Origin of the sequence: Streptomyces gobitricini, assembly GCF_039532985.1 — a bacterium.
GTDB lineage: Bacteria > Actinomycetota > Actinomycetes > Streptomycetales > Streptomycetaceae > Streptomyces > Streptomyces gobitricini.
In genome coordinates this window covers 305,563-324,963 of the sequence record NZ_BAAASR010000013.1, presented here as the reverse complement: position 1 = coordinate 324,963, position 19,401 = coordinate 305,563, and the positions used below count along the sequence as shown (strand labels likewise).

Annotated in this window: 17 protein-coding genes; 9 read left to right on the top strand and 8 right to left on the bottom strand. The window is 73.2% G+C overall.

Annotated features, from left to right (window positions below):
- The first annotated feature begins 19 nt into the window (after nt 1–19).
- Entirely contained in the window at nt 20–2,098 is a 2,079-nt protein-coding gene (locus ABD347_RS11050) for an NHL repeat-containing protein (RefSeq protein WP_344359654.1), read from the top strand.
- 98 nt (nt 2,099–2,196) lie between these two features.
- On the opposite strand, the gene ABD347_RS11045 is transcribed toward ABD347_RS11050, so the two are convergent.
- The gene (locus ABD347_RS11045) at nt 2,197–3,258 is read right to left on the bottom strand and encodes a dihydrodipicolinate synthase family protein (protein WP_344359651.1); all 1,062 of its coding nucleotides are present in this window, start codon (nt 3,256–3,258) and stop codon (nt 2,197–2,199) included.
- Between the two features lie 96 nt (nt 3,259–3,354).
- On the opposite strand from ABD347_RS11045, the gene ABD347_RS11040 reads away from it, so the two are divergent.
- Nucleotides 3,355–4,323 (top strand): LLM class flavin-dependent oxidoreductase, encoded by a 969-nt coding sequence (locus ABD347_RS11040; RefSeq protein WP_344359648.1) that lies wholly within the window; start codon nt 3,355–3,357, stop codon nt 4,321–4,323.
- Between the two features lie 5 nt (nt 4,324–4,328).
- Here the strand turns inward: ABD347_RS11040 and ABD347_RS11035 are convergent, their stop codons facing one another.
- The 7 genes from ABD347_RS11035 to ABD347_RS11005 all read right to left on the bottom strand — a co-directional run bounded on the left by ABD347_RS11035 (nt 4,329) and on the right by ABD347_RS11005 (nt 11,001).
- Nucleotides 4,329–4,613, bottom strand: coding sequence for a hypothetical protein (locus tag ABD347_RS11035; protein ID WP_425575620.1), 285 nt, complete (start codon nt 4,611–4,613; stop codon nt 4,329–4,331).
- 246 nt (nt 4,614–4,859) lie between these two features.
- Nucleotides 4,860–5,996, bottom strand: coding sequence for a DegT/DnrJ/EryC1/StrS family aminotransferase (locus ABD347_RS11030; protein WP_344359645.1), 1,137 nt, complete (start codon nt 5,994–5,996; stop codon nt 4,860–4,862).
- Nucleotides 5,993–6,745 carry an amidohydrolase family protein gene (locus ABD347_RS11025; protein WP_344359642.1) on the bottom strand — a complete coding sequence of 251 codons (753 nt, stop codon included), beginning with the start codon at nt 6,743–6,745 and terminating at the stop codon, nt 5,993–5,995. Before ABD347_RS11025 ends, ABD347_RS11030 begins: the two co-directional genes overlap by 4 nt.
- 20 nt (nt 6,746–6,765) lie before the next feature.
- Nucleotides 6,766–7,473, bottom strand: coding sequence for an amidohydrolase family protein (locus ABD347_RS11020; protein WP_344359640.1), 708 nt, complete (start codon nt 7,471–7,473; stop codon nt 6,766–6,768).
- A complete protein-coding gene (locus ABD347_RS11015) occupies nt 7,470–8,273 on the bottom strand; it encodes a carbohydrate ABC transporter permease (protein ID WP_344359637.1) in 804 nt (267 codons plus the stop codon). Before ABD347_RS11015 ends, ABD347_RS11020 begins: the two co-directional genes overlap by 4 nt.
- Nucleotides 8,273–9,115, bottom strand: coding sequence for a carbohydrate ABC transporter permease (locus tag ABD347_RS11010; RefSeq protein ID WP_344359634.1), 843 nt, complete (start codon nt 9,113–9,115; stop codon nt 8,273–8,275). Before ABD347_RS11010 ends, ABD347_RS11015 begins: the two co-directional genes overlap by 1 nt.
- A 620-nt stretch (nt 9,116–9,735) precedes the next feature.
- On the bottom strand, nt 9,736–11,001 hold the full coding sequence (locus ABD347_RS11005) for an ABC transporter substrate-binding protein (protein ID WP_344359631.1): 1,266 nt from the start codon (nt 10,999–11,001) through the stop codon (nt 9,736–9,738).
- Between the two features lie 330 nt (nt 11,002–11,331).
- On the opposite strand from ABD347_RS11005, the gene ABD347_RS11000 reads away from it, so the two are divergent.
- The 7 genes from ABD347_RS11000 to ABD347_RS10970 all read left to right on the top strand — a co-directional run bounded on the left by ABD347_RS11000 (nt 11,332) and on the right by ABD347_RS10970 (nt 19,224).
- Nucleotides 11,332–11,730 (top strand): cell division protein SepF, encoded by a 399-nt coding sequence (locus ABD347_RS11000; RefSeq protein ID WP_344359628.1) that lies wholly within the window; start codon nt 11,332–11,334, stop codon nt 11,728–11,730.
- Nucleotides 11,731–11,803: 73 nt separating this feature from the next.
- On the top strand, nt 11,804–12,970 hold the full coding sequence (locus ABD347_RS10995; protein WP_344359627.1) for an AAA family ATPase: 1,167 nt from the start codon (nt 11,804–11,806) through the stop codon (nt 12,968–12,970).
- Nucleotides 12,967–13,347, top strand: coding sequence for a nucleotide pyrophosphohydrolase (locus ABD347_RS10990; protein ID WP_344359625.1), 381 nt, complete (start codon nt 12,967–12,969; stop codon nt 13,345–13,347). Before ABD347_RS10995 ends, ABD347_RS10990 begins: the two co-directional genes overlap by 4 nt.
- A 125-nt stretch (nt 13,348–13,472) precedes the next feature.
- Entirely contained in the window at nt 13,473–13,946 is a 474-nt protein-coding gene (locus ABD347_RS10985; RefSeq protein WP_344359624.1) for a DUF6099 family protein, read from the top strand.
- 226 nt (nt 13,947–14,172) lie between these two features.
- Nucleotides 14,173–15,096 (top strand): LLM class F420-dependent oxidoreductase, encoded by a 924-nt coding sequence (locus ABD347_RS10980; RefSeq protein ID WP_344359621.1) that lies wholly within the window; start codon nt 14,173–14,175, stop codon nt 15,094–15,096.
- Nucleotides 15,097–15,157: 61 nt separating this feature from the next.
- Entirely contained in the window at nt 15,158–16,621 is a 1,464-nt protein-coding gene (locus ABD347_RS10975) for a 3' terminal RNA ribose 2'-O-methyltransferase Hen1 (RefSeq protein WP_344359617.1), read from the top strand.
- On the top strand, nt 16,618–19,224 hold the full coding sequence (locus ABD347_RS10970) for a polynucleotide kinase-phosphatase (protein ID WP_344359614.1): 2,607 nt from the start codon (nt 16,618–16,620) through the stop codon (nt 19,222–19,224). The genes ABD347_RS10975 and ABD347_RS10970 overlap by 4 nt, the downstream gene beginning before the upstream one ends.
- Nucleotides 19,225–19,401: the final 177 nt, after the last annotated feature.

Below are 19,401 nucleotides of genomic sequence, written 5' to 3'. Positions count from 1 at the left end.
CGGAACAGGAGAGGGACGCATGGAACGCAGGCGACTGCTCAACACCGGAGCCGGGTTCACCCTGGCGGCAGTGGCGGGACAGACCATCACCCCCAGCGCGGCACACGCCGCCACGACACCAAAGGCCGCGACCGCCCCGGCGGACGACAGGAGCACGGCCGGACACCGCTGCTCCGGCGCCCCGGTCTCCACGTACGGCGTCGCGTCCCTGACGGCGGCGATCGTCGGCACCACCGTCCTCGGCAACCACGCCTACCTCGTCGCCCGGGGCCAGAACCCCACCCTCGTCGGCGAGATCGACCTGACGACGAGAAAGCTCACCAGAACCTTCCGGCTCGACCGCGGCGACGGCGGCTGGGCGGCCACCGTCTCCGGCGGCCAGGTGTACATCGGCACCTACCCCTTCCCCGACATCCACCGCATCGACCCCGGCACCGGCACCGTCACCCGCATCGGCACCATCGGCCCGGCCGGCGGCTTCGTCTGGTGCCTCACCACCGCCCCCGACGGCACGGTGTACGCCGGCACCAGCCCGCGTGGCGAGGTCTGGGAGTACAAGCCGCAGACCGGCACGCTCCGCAACCTCGGCGCCGCGATGGCCGGCGAGCAGTACGTCCGCGCCATCGCCGCCGACGACCAGTACGTCTACGCCGGCACCCTCCCGCGCGGTTACATCGTCGCCTACGACCGGACCACCGGAGTCAGACGGAGCATCACCCCCGAACCGTACGGCGGCGCTTCCGCGCTCATCGCGCGTGGCGGCCGGGTCCTCGGCTCCTTCGGCCGGTCCATCGTCGACCTGGCACCCGACGGCAGCGACGCCCACGTCATCCCCATCCCCGCCCCCGAGCGCATCGCCGACGCCATGACGGTCACCGCCGACGGCACCCTCTACTGCGTCGGCCGCCCCAGCGGCACCGTCTACCGGCGCGAGGGCGACACCCTCGTCAAGGTCGCCGCCCCCGCCACCGGCGACGAGCACCGCGCCCTCGTCCCCCTCCCGGACGGCAAGATGCTCGGCGCGGTGGGCAGCGGTCGGCTGTGGTGGCTGAACCTGCGGACGGGCACGTCGGAGCTGGTCGAACTGATCGACGTCGGGCTGTCCGGCCCCGACCCCGTCCAGTCGATCGCGTACGAGTCCGGCGGCAGCGTCCACGTCGGCGGGCACTACTCCCTGACCACCCACCAGCCCGCGCACGGCACCTCCAAGCGCATCAGGATCCCCGGCGAGCCCAAGCAGCTCCGGGCCATCGGCGGCAAGGTGTACGCGGCGATGTACCCGAGCACCGAGTTCCTGGAGATCGACCCCCGCCGGGGCAGGGTCCGCTCGATGGGCTTCATCGAGAACGACCAGCAACGGCCCACCGACATGGCCTACGTCCCCGAGCAGGACCTCGTCCTGGTGGCGAGCGCGCCCCCGGCCGGCGGCCTCAAGGGCGCCCTCACCCTGGTGGAGCGCTCACGCGGCAGGCTCACCGTCCACAAGGACGTCATCACCGACCAGAGCGTGATGTCCGTCGCCCTCGATGACCGGCCCGGCCACCGCATCGCCTACCTCGCCGGCGACACCTGGGGCGGCGGCAGCGTCACCCCGACACGCCCCGACGCCACGGTCGTCGCCTACGACCTGCGCCGCCGCACCGTGCTCTGGGAGGCCACCCCCGTCGAGGGCAACGCCAGCATCCAGCACATCGAGGTGCACAAGGGCGTCCTGTACGGGGTCTACAAGCGGCGGTCGGGCTCCTGGTTCGCCATGGACATCGAGACCCGGACCATCCTGAAGACCGGCAAGCTCCCGAGCTACGGCGAGATCAGCGTCCACTTCGGCCAGGTCTACGCCTCGGTCTTCGGCGGCTCCGTCTACCGGCTCGGACCGATCGAGCCCGGGAGCGGCGAGGCCGAGCTCGTACTCGGCGGACTGGGCGACGGCTGGTACAACCCGCCGCAACTGGCCTGGGAGCGGGCCACGTGGTACGCCTGGGGCGTGGCCACCCGCGCGCTCGCCCGGCTCCGGCTCGACCCGCTGTGCCCGTCGGGCACCCCGTCGCAACTCACCGCGCAGTACGAGGCGGTGCTGAAGGGCCTGCTCGCCAACTGAAGGCCCCACCAGGTGCCCCCGGCCGATCCGCCGGGGGCACCTGTCCGCTCCGCGGGGGCGACGGTCCCCCCGGCCCGTACTCCGCCCCGGGCGCGGACCTAGGCGAGGTCCGGGACCGGCTCGTCCGGGGCCGGCTGGTCGGGGGCCGGCTGGTCCTGGGCCGGTCGGTCCGGGGCCGGTCGGTCCGGGGCCGGTCGGTCCCCGGACGGCTCCTTCGCGAGCGCCTCCAGGCAGTCGACGACGGCTCGACGCTCGCTGTCGGGCAGGGCGGGACCGTACGGATCGTGCGCGGCCTCCTCCGGGATCAGCCCCTCCCACACCGCCGCCCACAGCATCCGCCGCACATAACCCTCGATGGGCGCGAGGAACGTGACCCCCGCGAACCGGTCCAGACGCGCCGAGGCCCGCACGAACCGCTCGTAGTCCGCCGCCCGCCAGTTGTCGAGCACCGCGCTCGTCAACGGCACCCGGGCCGCCGCGATCCCCACCAGCGCCGCGTCCGCCCCCCACATCAGCGACGGCCCGAACATCCGGTCCTCGCCGGTGATGACCAGACGGCCGCTCGGCCGGGCGGCTCCGATCGCGTCCTGGCAGGCCATGGCCCGGTCCAGCGTCGCCAGCTTGACGCCCACGGCGGACGGCAGCGCCAGCAACCGCTCCACCAGGCGGGGCGGATACGGGTAACCGCCCGCCTCCCCGTGCAGGAAGAACCCGACCACCGGCAGCCCGCTCACCGCCGCCACCCGCTCGTGCAACTCCACCGCGGCGTCGTCGTCCCCGTCCAACTGCGCCAGCGGATAGACCATCACCGCGTCCGCGCCGCCCTCCGCGGCCGCCACCGCCATCGCCACCGTCGCGTCCACCGCGCCGGCGAGGTCCACCGCCCCGGCCGCACGCGGCACCCCGACGCCCGCCACCACCGGCGCGTCGACGGTCTCCCGCCACACCGCCAGGACCCGGCGCCGGTCACGCTCCGACAGGTACAGCCCGCGACCCGTATGGGCCCACACCGCCACCCCACCCACCGGCTCGGCGGCGATCCGTTCCGCGTACCCGCGCAGCGCCCCGACGTCCACCACACCGGCGGCGTCCATCGGAGTCACCACCGCCGGAACGACGGTGCCGCGCAACCGCCGTACCAGGTCCTCAGAAGCCGACATGGGTGCGCTCCCGTCTGTCGCGGCCATCCACGACACGCTAGCCTTTACGGTCCGGACCGTAAAGGAAGAGCCACCGAGGAAAGGGACGGCGCTCTGATGCGACTCGGTCTGTACGTCAACCTCTATGCCGACCAGGCCGACAGGCCGCGTCTCGCCGACGCCGTCGAGCAGGTGCGCCTCGCCGAACAGGCCGGCTTCGCCTGGGCGGTCCTCGGCGAACGGCACCTCCACCGGCCCGGTTACCACGAGGCCATCACCTCCTTGGCCTACCTCGCCGCCCACACCGACCGGATCGGACTGGCCACCGCCGGCCTGATCGCCCCCGTCCACCACCCGGTGGCGCTGGCCGAGACGCTCGCCCACATCGACGTCCTCTCAGGAGGCCGCCTCACCGCCGGGTTCGTCCTGGGCTACCGCCCCGAGGAGTTCGCCCTCTACGGCACCCGGCCGCAGGAGCGCGTGTCGCGCTTCGAGGAGTGCCTGGAGCTCGTCACCCGGCTGTGGACCGAGGACAAGGTCACCCACCAGGGCCGCCGGTACGCGGTCGAGGACGCGTTCCTCTCGCCCCGGCCCGTCCAGCGCCCCCGGCCGCGCCTCTGGAACGGCGGACGCGTGCCCGCCGCCCTGGAACGCACCGCCTGGACGTGCGACGGCTGGACGACCTCCTTCAACGAGACCGACGAGGAACTGCCGAAGAAGATCGCCCTCTACCGCTCCTTCCCCCGCGGCCCCCGCTCCCTGGGGGCCGAGGTCATCGTCTGCCGCGAGGGGTACGCCGCCCCCACCACCGCACAGGCCCGCACCGCCCTGGAGGGCCCGCTGCGCGGGCTGTACGACGCCTACGGCGACTGGAAACGCACCTCCGCCGATGCCGCCCGCTACGCCCAGCCGTGGGACGACATCGCCGCCCGCTCGGTCATCGGCTCGACCGCCGAATGCGCGGAACGGATCGGCCACTACGCGGAGATGGGCGCCGACGGGATCATCCTGCGCATCCAGCCGCCCGGTATGCCGCAGGCGGACGCGCTCCGCGCGATCGAGGCGTTCGGCGCGCTCACGTCGTAACGGCCTCAGCGTCCCGGCAGCACCCCGCCCGCGGCCGGCGGATGCCCGGCCTCCGCCGGCGGCGCGGGCACGGGGCTCACTCGCCCGGCCCACAACATCGCGCCCGCCAGGAGGACGGCGGCCGCGACCAGCCACGGCAGCGGGCCGATCGGCAGGGACCCGGCGACCAGACCGGCCAGGGCCCCGGCCAACTGGAGGGCGAGGGACTGCGTGGACAGGGCGGTGGCGCGGGTCGCGCTGCCCACCTTCCGGTGGAGCAGGTCGTTCTCGTTCGGGCCGGCGGCGCCCATGCCCAGGCCGACGGCGAGCGCGGCGGCGCAGGCGGTGCCGCCGCGGGCCAGTCCGGTGCGCAGCTCGGCGTCGGCACCGGAGTGTGCCTGGACGGTGTCGACGTACCACGCCTCGGCGGGCCCGCTGGACAGGGCGCGGGCCCGTGCCCATCAGGAGTCGGTCACGCGGGTGACGGTAGAGTGGCGGGCCGACTTCGCCAACAGAATTTGGTAAAAACTTCTCGGGAGTGGCCGGGCGGCAGGGTGTCAGGCCGGGGCGGGCGGACCGGGACGCAGGCGGACGGCGTGTGCCGCGCGGGCGATGTACGTCATCGCCGCCGCGCCCGCCATCAGCATCGGCTGCCGCACCCACACCACGCTGTCCTCCGCGGCCTCCGCGACCGGACACGGTGTCCCCGCCCGCACGTACGGCAGCCGGCTCAACGACCGGTAACCGGCGTCCAGCGGCACCCCCTCGGCGGCCATCGCGGCCAGGAACGCGGCCTTGGAACGGCCGCCGAAGGCCGCCGGGTCGTACCGCAGCATCGCCAGGTGCCAGGTGTGACGCGAGGTCCCGGCCGGCGCGGGGACCAGGTCCAGCCCTCGTACGTCGCCGAGAGCCTCGGCGAGCGCGGCGGCACCCTGCGCCCGCCGGTCGATCCAGCCGTCGAGGAGGGCGAGCTGCGGGTGCAGCAGCGCCGCCTGGAACTCCGTCATCCGCAGGTTCCAGCCCAGCTCCGGGTGGTCGTACCAGCCACCCTCCGGGCTCCGCCCCACGTTGTGCAGCGACCACACGCGCTCGTACAGGGCGCGGTCGCCGGTCACCACGATGCCGCCCTCCCCGGCGGTCATCGCCTTGCCCGACTGGAAGCTGAAGCACGCCACGTCCCCGAGGGACCCCGCCGGGCGGCCGTCCCGCGCGGCTCCGTGTGCCTGCGCCGCGTCCTCCACGACCGGGAGCCCCAGCGCCCGCAGCGCCTCGGTGTCCGCCGGCGCTCCCGCGAGGTGCACCGCCACGACCGCTTTCGTACGGGGCCCGACAGCCCGGCGTACGGCCTCGGGGTCGAGGTGCAGGGTGTCCTCGGTGACGTCGGCGGTCACCGGGGTGGCCCCGGCCAGCACCACCGCCGTCGCGGTGGCCACGAACGTGTACGCCGGGACGACCACCTCGTCCCCGGGCCCGACGCCCAGCGCCCGCAGCGCCAGGAACAGCGCCACCGTGCCGTTGACCGTGCACACCCCGTGGGCCGCCCCCGCCCGCCGGGCGAACGCGGCGGCGAACTCCTCGGTCGCGGTGCCGGACGTGGCCCCCCAGCGCCCGCTGTCCAGCACCCGCAGCAGGGCTCGGCGCTGCTCGTCGGTCGCGGGCGGCGGCCAGGCCGGCCACTGGGGGTGTTCGTTCACACGATGCCCTTGAGCAGCTTGTCCATGGTGCCGTGCAGGACCTGCTCCCGGTCCGTCTCCGGCAGGTCGGCGAGCAGCACCCGGCCGAGCCCGGTGCGCAGGTCCAGGAAGACGGCGTCCGAGCCGAACGCCACCCGGTCCGCCCCGATGCCCGAGACCATCCGGGTGAGGTGACGCGCCGTCATCCGGGACCCGCAGGTCTCCAGCACCAGGTCGGGGCAGCGCACCGCGGCCTCCATGGCGGGGCGCAGGCCCTGGGGGAACAACCCCGCGTGGCCCATCAGCAGGGGGACGCCCGGGTGGCGGGGGGAGACGGTGGCGAAGTGGCGGGCGTCCGACCAGGCGCCGCCGTGCTGGCTGTGCGCCAGGACGAGCCGCCCGTGCTCGGCGGCCGCCTCGAAGGCGGGGGTGTACGCGCGGTCGTCGAGCGCCGTCTCGTGCACCTCCGGATGGAGCTTGACCCCGATGACGCCGGGCACGTCCAGCAGGTCCCGCAGCCTCTCGGGGCCCTGCGGGTCGTGCGGCTGGTACACGGCCCAGCCCAGCAGCCGGCCGGGGTGCGCCCGCAGGGCCTCGACCAGCAGGGCGTTCCCGGCGCGGGTGTCGGGGCCCACCGCCAGAAGGTGCGAGACGCACGCGGTGGCGACGCCACAGCGGTCCATCATCGCGACCAGGCTCTCCGCCGAACCGTCCGCTACGGCGAACGCCCCCCAACGCCCGATGTGCCCGTGCGCGTCGATGATGTCCATGGCCGGGCGCCCGGCCGTTCTCACGGCCCGCCGCCCATGAGTACCAGCGCGTTGCCGCCCGCGATGAGCGCCGCGTCGTCCGGCGGCAGGTCCAGGGTGTCCAGCAGGTAACGGGGTCCGGCGTCGTCCGTGGCCGGGGCGCCCGTCCCGAACAGCACCCGGTGGGCGCCGTACCGCTCGGCGACCCACTCCACCTGGCGGTGGCCGCAGAGCGTCGAGGTGTCGACGTACAGCGAGGGGTGGGCCTCCAGCAGCTCGGCCAGCTCCCGCAGCGCGCGGTACCCGGTGCCGGTCAGCACGGTGCGCGGCGCGGGCACGGCGGAGGCCAGCCGGTGCACCTCCCCGGTCGTGACCTCGTCCCACGGCAGGAGCACGGTCGTGCCGCTCGCGGCCAGCTCGGCGAGCAACTGCCGGGCGTGCGGCCCGGTGACGTCCCAGCCGTGCTGCCGGGGGCAGAGGCGCACCAGCGGGGTGCCGCCGGCCCACGGGCCGGTGCCGAGCGGCCCGGGCACGAGGACCGGTACGGGCCACAACCGGGGGTGGGCGACGCGGGTCAGCTCGTCGTTGCCGTCGCGCGGGTCGCCGTGGAGGGCGTACGAGTGGCTGACACACGCCGCGTCGATGCGCAGCCGGTCCAGCTCGGCGACGAGTCCGGTCCCGTCCCGGCCGGGGACGTCGTCGTAGGGGACCGGGCCGAGCGTGCGGTTGATGTCGACGACCGCGGTCATGACTTCATGCCGCTGGTGGCGACGGAGTCGGTGAGGTACCGCTGGAGCAGGCCGAAGACGAGCAGGCAGGGGATGACGGTGATGGTGGCACCGGCCATGATCTGGTTGATCGTCACGTTCTCCCCCTCCAGGGTGGCCAGCCCGACCGTGAGTGTGCGCATGGCCTCGGACTGACCGATGACCAGCGGCCACAGGAAGTCGTTCCAGTGCCACAGGAAGACGAACACACCGAGGGTGGCGAGGACCGGCCGGATCAGCGGCAGCACCACGGTCGTGAACACCCGCCACTCCGACGCCCCGTCGATCTTCGCCGCCTCGAACAGCTCGTCGGGCAGCTGCACGATGAACTGCCGCATCAGGAAGACGGCCTGCGAGTTGGCGAGGGTCGGCACGATCAGGCCCCAGTACGTGTCCACGCCGCCCATCTCGGAGACGAGGATGTAGTACGGGATGAGGGTGGCCTGGAACGGCACCATCAGGGTCGCCAGGAACGACCAGAACAGCACCTCGCGCCCCGGGAAGCGCTTCTTCGCGAACGCGTACCCGGCCATCGACGCGAACAGCAGGATGAGCAGCACCGACACCAGGGAGTAGATCAGCGAGTTGAGCGCCCAGCGCGTGATGTCGGCACTCTGCAGTACATCGGTGAAGTTCCGCAGAGTCGCCCGGGTGACGTCGAAGGCGCCCGGCAGGGTCCGGCCGCCGGGTGGTGCGAACGCCACCAGCACCATGACGACGAAGGGGGTGACGGTCACGAACGCGACCAGGACCAGCAGGACCGGCAGCCTCAGCCGCGCCATCAGTCCTCCTCCCTTCCGATGAGCCGCCGCTGAATGAGCGAGAAGACGAGGACGATCAGGAAGAGGACGAGGCCGACCGCGCTCGCGTAGCCGAAGTCGAAGAACTTGAAGCCCGAGTCGTAGAGGAAGTACACCAGCGAGTAGCTGGCCCGTACGGGGCCGCCGGCGGTCATGACGTACATCGCGTCGAAGACCTGGAAGGCCTGGATGGCCTCGATGACGAGGACGAAGAAGAGGACCGGCCGCAGCAGGGGCAGGGTCACCCAGCGGAAACGCTGCCAGGCGCTCGCGCCGTCGATGGTGGCCGCCTCGGTGACCTCGCGCGGGACGGACTGGAGGCCGACGAGGAGGATCAGCATCGAGTAGCCGAAGCCCTTCCAGGCGGAGGCGGCGGCGATCGAGGGCAGCACGAGGGACTCGTCGCCCAGGAAGTCGACCGGACCGGCGCCGAGGACGCCGAGGGCCGCGTTGAGCAGCCCGTCCTCGACCTCGTAGATCCACTTCCAGATGACCGCGGCGAGCACGATGCTCGTGACGTACGGCAGGAAGAACAGGCCGCGGAAGAAGCCGCGCAACCAGAACGCGCGGTGCAGCAGCACGGCCGTGCCGAGCGCGAGCAGCACGGTCATCGGCACGTACAGCGCGGTGTAGACGGCGGTGACGCCGAGGCTCTCCCAGAACAGGTCGTCCTCGAGGAGCCGGGTGTAGTTGGCCGCGCCGATGAAGGTCCACTCGCCGCTCAGCCGGTAATCGGTGAGCGAGAGGAAGGCGGCACCGAGCGTGGGACCGAAGCGGAACACCAGGAACAGCAGGAGCATCGGCGCCACGAACGCCAACCCCACCAGTGCCTCCCGGCGTCGCATGGGACCGCGCCGACCGCCCCCGCGCGCCTCGCCCGGCCCGGCCGGTCCGCCCGGCGCCGAGGCCACGACCGCCGGGGCGGCCGGGGATCCCGCCGCGACCGCCCCGGTGGCAGCATCCGCCTGGGCGGCAGCGTCCGCCCTGGTGGCGTCCGTCCCTGGCCCTACGGCAGCACCCGGCCCGGCGGCATCCGCCCCGGCGGCAGCCCCTGGCCCGGCGGCAGCGCCCGGCGGGACGCCCCGCGAGGAGGCCACGCCGGAGGGGTCGCCCGGAAGCGTGCCTGTTACCGCCCCGGCGGCGGCATCCGCCCCGGCGGCGGCATCCGGCCCGGCGGCGGCACCCGGCCGGACGCCCGCCGGGGGACCGCCGATGATCTCGCCCGGGCTCGGCAGGGCGCCCGCCACGGCACCCGGCGCGGCCTCCGGCGTGGAGCCGGCCACGGCGCCCGGCGCGGCACCCGCGACGGTCGTCGGCACCGCCTCGGTCGCCGGAGGCGGGCCGTCCGGCGGCGCGGGGCGCGCCGCGGGACCCCGCCTCGCGGTGGTGCCGGACTCCGAGGGCTCCGGCTCGTCGGGGAACGCCTCGCGCGGCTCGACCTTGCTCAACGCTGCCGCGCCAGCAGGTCGTCGCCCTCCTTGGCCGCTGCCTCCAGCGCCTGCTCAGGGGTCTTCTTACCGGTGAGGGCGGCCTGGATCTCCGGCGTGATGAGCGCCATCAGCTGGCGTGCGGCCGGGTGCGGCTCGCCGGGGAACGTGTGGGCCAGGGCGGCTTCGTACTCCTTGGCGAAGGCGCCCTCGTGGGGAACCGAGACGTCCGTACGTGGCGAGAAGAACCCGCCCGCCTTGCCCATGGACGCGATCTGCGCGGGCTCGGTCATATAGGCGATGAACTTCTCCGCTCCTGCCAGGTTCTTCGTCCGCGCGTTGATGCCGAGGCCGCCCGGCATGCCGAAGCAGACCTGCTTCCTGGGCCCGGTGAGGGCGGGACCGACGATCGCGTTGCCCTTGCCCCAGGTCTTCTCGGCGAGGGCCGCGTCTGAGGGCGTGTTGGTGTAGCCCATCGCCACCTGTTCCTTGCCCAGCGCGTGGTCGGTGAACAGGTTGGCGTTGGTCAGCGCGGACCTGGGCACGGACCCGCTCTTGTAGAGGCCGACGAGGAAGCTGAGCGCCTCGACACCCTCGGGGCTGTTGAACGCGGTCTTCTTGCCGCTGTCGTCGAACACCCGGCCGCCCGCCTGCCACAGCAGCGGGTAGAAGCTCATGTTCAGCGATGCCTCGTTGCTCGCCGAGTAGTCGAGGGTGGCGACGCCGGCCCGCTTCAGCTTCGGCGCGGCGGCCTTCAGCGCGTCCCAGGTGGCGGGAGGTTCCTTTATCCCCGCCTTTTCCAGCAGTTTCCTGTTGTAGAGCGTGCTGGTGACGGTGTGGTAGATCGGTGCCGCGTAGACCTTGCCGTCCTGGGTCATGGCATCGAGGGCGGCGGGGCGGAAGGCGTCCCGCGACTTCTCGATGGCCCGGTCGACGGGCTGGACGGCGCCGGCCGCCTCGAACTGGGGAATCTGGTCCGGGCCGAGCAGCACCACGTCGGGCCCCTTGCCGCTGCCGAAGGCGGTGGCCAGCTTCTGGTCCCGGTTCTCCCAGGGCAGCTGCTCGATGGTGAGGTCGAGACCCTTGTGGGCCGCTTCGAAGCCCTTCTCGATACTGTCCCAGTACGCGGCGTTGGCCTTCGGGTCCATGATCACCGGATACATCCAGACGGTGACCTTGTTCGCCGCCGAGCCGCTGTCGCCGCCGTTGCAGCCGGCCGCGGTGAGCGCGGTGAGGGTGAGGAGTGCGAGAGGGACGGTGGCGCGCTTGAACCCTGTCTTCATGCTGGGCCTCCGGAAGGCCTGTCAAAACCTGGACAGTTTCGGCCTGGGCCGAAAGTAGCTGGGCTGTTTTGCACTGTCAATGCTGCGCGGCTGCGCCATCCGTGGCCACCCGGCAGGCCACCGTGACGGCCCTGGGGCCAGCCACCCACTCGTTCGGACGACACGTCACTTTTGGCATCCGGGGCAAGAGGGGACGGAGCGTCAGGTACGGCCTCCGGTCGGCGTCGGCGGTGCTCCGGCCAGTCCCTCCGGTCCGGCGCCGGCCGGCCCGGTGCGGGTGGCGCCGTGTCGCAGTTGGGCCGAACGGGTGAGGGAGGCGAGGATAGGCGTATGAGTAGGTACGAGAGGTACGACGTCACCGACGAACAGTGGGAGGGCCTGGCACAGGTCGTCCCGCTGAGGGGGCGCGACGAGTGGCCGTCCAGGGTGGACCACAGCACGATCCCGCAGGAGTACGAGGCCGCCGAGCACCGCCGCATGGTCGTACTGCGGGTGCAGGTGTTCGCCGACGCGCGGGAGGTCGCCGAGTACCTCATCGCACAGATCCCGGTCCTGCTGGACCTGACGGCGGCCGACACGGACGTCGCCAAGCGGATCCTGGACTTCAGCAGCGGTGTCGTCTTCGGGCTCGGCAGCGGGATGCACCGCGTCGACCGGAACGTCTTCCTGCTGGCCCCGGCCGGTACGGAGGTCGAGGGCGCAGCCGCCGCGGCGGTTCCGCATTCCTAGGCCTTTCCCCCATTCGTAGGAAGGCCGTTCGGGCGGAACGGTTCAGCATGACCCGCCCTCATACGGTCCGAGCATGCACGCAACCAGCCCCGCCCCCTCCTGGGCGCCCGCCGCGCCGCCCGCCCGCCCCGTCGTCACGGAACTGCGGCTGTCCGCCTTCAAAGCACACCGTGGTGCCGCCTTCCGGCTCGCGCCGGTGACGCTCTTCGCGGGGGCGAGCGGCACCGGCAAGTCGAGCGCGTTACAGGCGTACGAAGCACTCGCCCTCCTCGGCGCGGGCGCCACGCTCGGCAGTGCCTTCCCCGATCCCGTCGGCTGCGTCCCCGCCCGCGCGGAGGCCGACGCGGAGGGGCGGCGCGGCTTCCGGATCGGCTGCACGGTGGACGGCCCGGCCGGGCCGGTGCGCCTCGACCTGGCGGTGCAGGCCGAACCGGAGCTGCGGGTCGTCGGCGAACGGCTCACCGGCGGCGACGGGCGGACACTGCTCACCACGGCGCTGCGCGACCCCGGCCGCGGCACCGTTCAGGCCGAGTGGCACACCGCTGGCTCGGTGCCGGTCACCCGCGCCCCGCTGCCCGGGGACCGGCTCGGTACCGCGCTGTTGCCGCTGCGGGTGGCGGGCAAGACCGAGGGGCAGCGCCACGTGCTGGCCGCCGCCGAGCAGGTGGTCGTGGCCCTCCGGTCCGTGTTCCCCTGCGACCCGCAGCCGCAGCGGATGCGGGCCCCCGTGCCGGCGGGCGACGGACGGCTGCGGCGTGGCTGCGACAACCTCGCGGAGGTACTCCACCGCACGCGCACCGGCTGCCCGCGCCGGCACGCCCGGCTGGCGGCCGTCGCCCGGGCGGGTTGCTCCGGTCCGGTGCGGGAACTGGAGGTCGAGGAGCTCGCCGACGGGACGGTCCGGGCGGTACTCGGACGCGGCGCGGACGGCGGGATGCCCGTCGGGCGGCTCGGCGAGGGCGAACTGCGCTACCTGGCGCTCGCGCTGGTGCTGCTCACCGGTCCGGGCGTGCTGGCCATGGACCCGGCGGCCGAGGTGCCCCACGCGATGCAGACGCTCACCGTGCTCACCGACGGCTTCGACCGCTGCCTGGACCGGCGCCAGATCCGCGAACTGGTGGGCCTGGCCGCCCAGATCTGCGCCGATGGACACATCCGGCTGGTGGGGACGGTCGGCGAGGCGGGCGCGAGGGCCGCGCGCGGGCGCGCCGGAGTGACGGTGGTAGACCTGAACCCGTGACAGAACCGGATGTGCAGGGATTGCAGCGCAGGCTCGCCGAGTTCGCGGCCTCGCGGGAGTGGCAGCCGTACCACACGCCGAAGAACCTGGCGGCGGCGCTGAGTGTGGAGGCGGCCGAACTGCTGGAGATCTTCCAGTGGTTGACGCCCGAGGAGGCCGACCGGGTGATGGACGACCCGGACACCGCGCACCGGGTGGCGGACGAGGTGGCCGACGTCCTGGCCTATCTGCTCCAGTTCTGCGGTGCGCTGGGCGTCGATCCACTGGCGGCGCTGTCCGCGAAGATCGACCGGAACGAGGTGCGGTTCCCCGTCGGGCGGCCGCCGGGACGTGCCGCCAGGGCGCCGAAAGAGCCCGATCGTCACTCTATGGAGTGATCCACTTATGCACACTGAGCTTCCTGTCCACAGATTTCCGAATTCCCCTGGCTTTTGGGTCCGTTCGCCTTCACTCTGGGTAGTGAGTATATGGGCGGACAGTCGTACGAACGGGGGCGGCGTACATGGAAGCGGAGCGGCTCATCGCGACCGGCCGGCGCGCCCTGGCGGACAGCCGGGTGGCGCTGGACATCGTGGGGGAGGCCTGGCAGGCGCAGATGCTCGCGCAGGCGATCGGAAACCACCTGGCGCTGGCCGGCCCGCCCGAGTTGAGGGGCGAGGCGCGGGAGCTCAGTGAGACGGGCAGCCGGGGAGCAGCGGGCCCGGTCCACCCGGCGCGGGCCCTGCGGCTCTCGGGGATCGGAAGCGTGCGCGGCACGTTACTGGGCCTGGGCGCGCTGCTGGGCGAGGTCGGCATCGCCCTCGTCGGTGTCGCCTGCGCCACCGACGAGGAGGGGTTGTACTGGCAGTGCATCGAAGCGATCGACGCCGCGGACGAGGCGGGGGACCGGGTGCGCGTGATGCTCCACCGCCTGGTGGTTCGCGAGCGCACCAGACCCCCCGACCCGGCGGACTCGTCGGCGGCGGGCTCGTTCTGAGGGCAGGGTGTACGGCAGGCCCTCCCCGACGGGGAAGGGCGACAGGAGAAAGAACGACGCGCCGAGATCCGCCGTCGGCGCGCGGGCCGGGCGGCCCGGCTCCGCGAGTCAACGACCTGTACGGGCAGGGGGTCACTGGCCGCGACGGCCCGGGTCGCCGTTTCGACCGGGTTCACCCGGCCGGGAAAGGGACATTGACGATCGTTCGACGGTGCAGGATGGAGGCATGGATCTTCGAATCTTCACCGAGCCCCAGCAAGGGGCGAGCTACGACACTCTGCTGACCGTCGCGAAAGCCACCGAGGACCTCGGTTTCGACGCCTTCTTCCGGTCCGACCACTACCTCCGGATGGGATCCGCCGACGGGCTGCCCGGCCCCACGGACGCCTGGATCACCCTGGCCGGGCTCGCCCGGGAGACCAAGCGGATCCGGCTCGGCACACTGATGACCGCCGGGACGTTCCGGCTCCCCGGTGTGCTGGCCATCCAGGTCGCCCAGGTCGACCAGATGTCCGGCGGACGTGTCGAACTCGGGCTCGGCGCGGGCTGGTTCGAGGACGAGCACAAGGCGTACGGCATCCCCTTCCCCAAGGAGAAGTTCGCCCGCCTGGAGGAGCAACTGGCGATCGTCACGGGCCTGTGGGCCACGGAGACCGGGAAGACCTTCTCGTACGACGGGACGTACTACCAGCTCACCGACTCACCCGCGCTGCCCAAGCCCGCCCAGGCCAAGGTGCCCGTCCTGATCGGCGGGCACGGGGCGACGCGCACTCCACGGCTGGCCGCGCGGTACGCGGACGAGTTCAACATCCCGTTCGCCTCCCTCGAGGACAGCGAGCGGCAGTTCGGCCGGGTCCGGGCCGCCGCGGAGGACGCCGGGCGCAAGGCGGACGACCTCGTGTACTCCAACGCGCTGGTGGTCTGCGTGGGCAAGGACGACGCCGAGGTGGCCCGCCGCGCGGCGGCCATCGGACGGGAGGTGGAGGAGCTCAAGGCGAACGGACTGGCCGGCTCGCCCGGCGAGGTCGTCGAGAAGATCGGCAGATACGAGACGCTCGGCTCCTCGCGGATCTACCTCCAGGTGCTGGACCTGGACGACCTCGACCACCTGGAGCTGATCTCCTCCCGGGTCATGTCCCAGCTGCGCTGAGGCCCTGCGGCGTGCGGAAAACCGCTGGTCGGGAGGTGCGGGCAAGGCGATACTCGGACGTGTGTTCCTGACGATCGGTACGACCGGTAGCCCACAGAGTCCCGCCACCGACCTCGGTTTCCTGCTGCACAAGCATCCCGACAGGGCGCAGACGTTCTCCACCTCGTACGGCACCGCGCACGTCTTCTACCCGGAGGCGTCCGCCGAGCGCTGCACGGCGGCGCTGCTGCTCGAGGTGGACCCGGTCGCGCTGGTCCGGCGCGGCCGGGGCAAGGGCCGGGGCGGCGCGCCCGACTCGGCGCTCGCCCAGTACGTCAACGACCGGCCGTACGCCGCCTCGTCGCTGCTCTCCGTCGCGATGAGCACGGTCTTCAAGAGCGCCCTGCGCGGTGTGTGCGCCGCGCGGCCGGAGCGGGCGGCCCGGCCGCTGCCGTTGCGGATCGAGATCCCGGCACTGCCCGCGCGGGGCGGTGCCGACCTGGTCCGCGCGCTCTTCGGCCCGCTGGGCTGGACGTCCGTGGACGCGCGGCCGGTGGCGCTGGACGAGCGGTTCCCGCGGTGGGGCGACTCGCGTTACGTACGGCTGGTGCTGGAGGGGGAGCTGCGGCTCGCCGACGCCCTGCGCCACCTGTACGTCCTGCTGCCCGTCCTCGACGACGCCAAGCACTACTGGGTGGCGCCCGACGAGGTCGACAAGCTCCTGCGGGCCGGTGAGGGGTGGCTGTCCGGCCACCCCGAGCACAAGCTCATCACCAGTCGCTACCTCTCGCGCCGCTGGGGCCTGACCCGGCAGGCGATGGAGCGCCTGGAGCTGGTCCGGCTGGCCGAGGCCGACGACCTGGACGTCGAGGACGTCGACAACGCGGTCGACGAGACCACCGACACGGAGGAGAAGCCGGTCCCGCTCGCCGAGCGGCGACGCGGGGCGATCCTCCGGGCGCTGCGCGAGGCGGGGGCGAGCAAGGTGCTCGACCTGGGCTGCGGCCAGGGGCAGTTGGTGCGGGAACTGCTCAAGGACGTCCGGTTCACCCACATCGTGGGCGTCGACGTGTCCACACGGGCGCTGACCGTCGCGGCGCGGCGGCTCCGGCTGGAACGTCTGGGGGAGCGGCAGGCCGGCCGTGTGAGCCTGCTCCAGGGCTCGCTCACGTACACCGACAAGCGGCTCAAGGGCTATGACGCTGCCGTGCTCAGCGAGGTGGTCGAGCACCTGGACCTGCCACGCCTGCCGGCGCTGGAGTACGCGGTGTTCGGCTCGGCTCGGCCGAGGACCGTGATCGTGACGACGCCGAACGTCGAGTACAACGTCCGCTGGGAGACGCTGCCCGCCGGGCACGTCCGCCACGGCGACCACCGGTTCGAGTGGACGCGCGAGGAGTTCCGCTGCTGGGCGCGGCAGGTGGGGGAGCGGCACGGGTACGGCGTGGAGTTCGCACCCGTCGGAGAGGACGACCCGGAGGTCGGACCGCCCACGCAGATGGCCGTGTTCACCCTGGCCGCCGCAGACGAGGAGCAGGCCGCATGACCGAGACCGGGACCGAGACCGAGACCGAGACCGCAACAGCAATCGAAACCAAGACTGGGGCCGGGACCGGGACCGACGGCAGCCGCAGGCTGCCGGTCACCGACCTGTCCCTCGTCGTGCTCATCGGCGCTACCGGATCCGGCAAGTCGACCTTCGCGCGCCAGCACTTCAAGCCCACCGAGGTCATCTCCTCGGACTTCTGCCGGGGGCTCGTCGCCGACGACGAGAACGACCAGAGCGCGAGCGGTGACGCCTTCGACCTCCTGCACTACATCGTCGGCAAGCGCCTGGCCGCCGGCCGGCTGACCGTCGTCGACGCGACCAGCGTGCAGCAGGAGAGCCGCCGGCAGCTGGTGCGGCTGGCCCGCGAGCACGACGTCCTGCCCATCGCGATCGTCCTCGACCTGCCCGAGGAGGTGTGCGCCGAGCGCAACGCCGCCCGGCCCGACCGCGCCCACCTGCCCCGGCACGTGATCCAGCGCCACCGCCGCGAACTGCGGCGCTCACTGCGCGGCCTGGAGCGCGAGGGCTTCCGCAAGGTGCACGTGCTGAAGAGCGTGGCGGAGGTGGAGTCGGCCGAGGTCGTGCTGGAGAAGCGGTTCAACGACCTGCGCCACCTCACCGGCCCCTTCGACATCATCGGTGACATCCACGGTTGCAGCGCGGAGCTGGAGACCCTGCTCACCAAGCTCGGGTACGTGGACGGGGCGCACCCCGAGGGCCGTACCGCGGTCTTCGTCGGCGATCTCGTCGACCGGGGCCCGGACAGCCCGGGGGTGCTGCGCCGCGTCATGGGCATGGTCGCGTCCGGCGACGCGCTGTGCGTGCCCGGCAACCACGAGAACAAGCTCGGGCGCTGGCTCCAGGGGCGGCAGGTGCAGCGGACGCACGGTCTCGCCGAGACGATCGCCCAGCTGGAGGGGGAGACCGAGGAGTTCCGCGAGCGGGTCCGGGCGTTCATCGACGGGCTCGTCAGCCACTACGTCCTCGACGGGGGCAGGCTCGTCGTCTGCCACGCCGGGCTGCCGGAGAAGTACCACGGGCGCACGTCGGGACGGGTGCGTTCGCACGCGCTGTACGGCGAGACGACCGGTGAGACCGACGAGTTCGGGCTGCCGGTGCGCTACCCGTGGGCGGAGGACTACCGGGGCCGGGCCGCGGTGGTGTACGGACACACACCCGTGCCCACCACGTCCTGGGTCAACAACACCATCTGCCTCGACACCGGCGCGGTGTTCGGCGGGAGGATGACCGCGCTGCGCTGGCCGGAGCGGGAACTCGTCGACGTACCCGCCGAGAAGGTCTGGTACGAGCCGGTGCGACCGCTCGCCGTCGAGGCGCCCGGCGGGCACCAGGGCAGGCCGCTGGACCTGGCGGACGTGCACGGGCGACGGGTGGTGGAGACGCGGTACGCGGGCAACGTCGGCGTACGGGAGGAGAACGCGGCCGCCGCGCTGGAGGTCATGAGCCGCTTCGCGGTGGACCCGCGGCTGCTGGCGTACCTGCCGCCGACGATGGCCCCCACAGCCACCTCCCGGGAGGACGGCTTCCTGGAGCACCCGGCGGAGGCCTTCGCGCAGTACCGGTCCGACGGTGTCGAGCGGGTCGTGTGCGAGGAGAAGCACATGGGCTCCCGGGGGGTGGCGCTGGTGTGCCGGGACGCGGACGTGGCGCGCGAGCGGTTCGGAGCGGAGGGGGTGACGGGCGCGCTGCACACGCGCACAGGGCGGCCGTTCCTCGACGACCCGGCCCTGACCGAGCAGATCCTGGACCGGCTGCGGGCGGCCGTCGGGGCCGCTGGGCTGTGGGACGAGCTGGAGACCGACTGGCTGCTGCTGGACGGTGAGTTGATGCCGTGGTCGCTCAAGGCGTCCGGTCTGCTGCGCACGCAGTACGCGGCGGTCGGCGCGGCCTCGGGCGCGGTGTTCCCGGGCGCGGTCTCGGCGCTGGAGGCGGCGGCTGGCCGGGGCGTCGACGTGGCCGGACTGCTGGGCAGGCAGCGGGAGCGCGCGGCGGACGCGGCGGCGTTCACGGAGGCGTACCGGCGCTACTGCTGGGACACGGAGGGGCTGGAGGGCGTGCGGTTCGCGCCGTTCCAGATCCTCGCCGGACGGGGCCGGTCGCTCGCGGACGTTCCGCGCGACGAGCAGCTGGCGTGGCTCGACCGGCTGGTGGAGCAGGACCCGACCGGGCTGCTCCAGGTCACGCGCCGGCTCGTCGTGGACACGGGTGACGACGCGTCGGTCCGCGCCGGTGCCGACTGGTGGCTGGGGCTGACGGAGGCGGGCGGCGAGGGCATGGTCGTCAAACCGCTCCAGGCGCTGGCACGCGACCGGAAGGGACGGCTGGTCCAGCCCGGCATCAAGGTACGCGGCCGGGAGTACCTGCGGATCATCTACGGTCCGGAGTACACGCGCCCGGAGAACCTGGCCCGGCTGCGTGAGCGCCACCTCGGGCACAAGCGGTCGCTCGCCCTGCGCGAGTACGCCCTCGGCCTGGAGGCCCTCGCCCGGCTCGCCGACGGCGAACCGCTGTGGCGCGTCCACGAGGCGGTCTTCGCCGTGCTCGCCCTGGAGTCGGAGCCGGTCGACCCCCGCCTCTGACGCTCGGCGCCGGGGCGCGTCCCCGGCGCCGTCCGGTACGCACCCGACGGCGCCGCGCGGTGCGGCGCGGCGCGGTGCGCGGCGCGGGTCGCGTCCGGCCCGTGTCCGGCCCGCGTCCCGCCCGTGTCCGGTCCGCCCGGCCTGTGTCGGCCCGTGTCCCGCCCGTGTCCCGCCCGT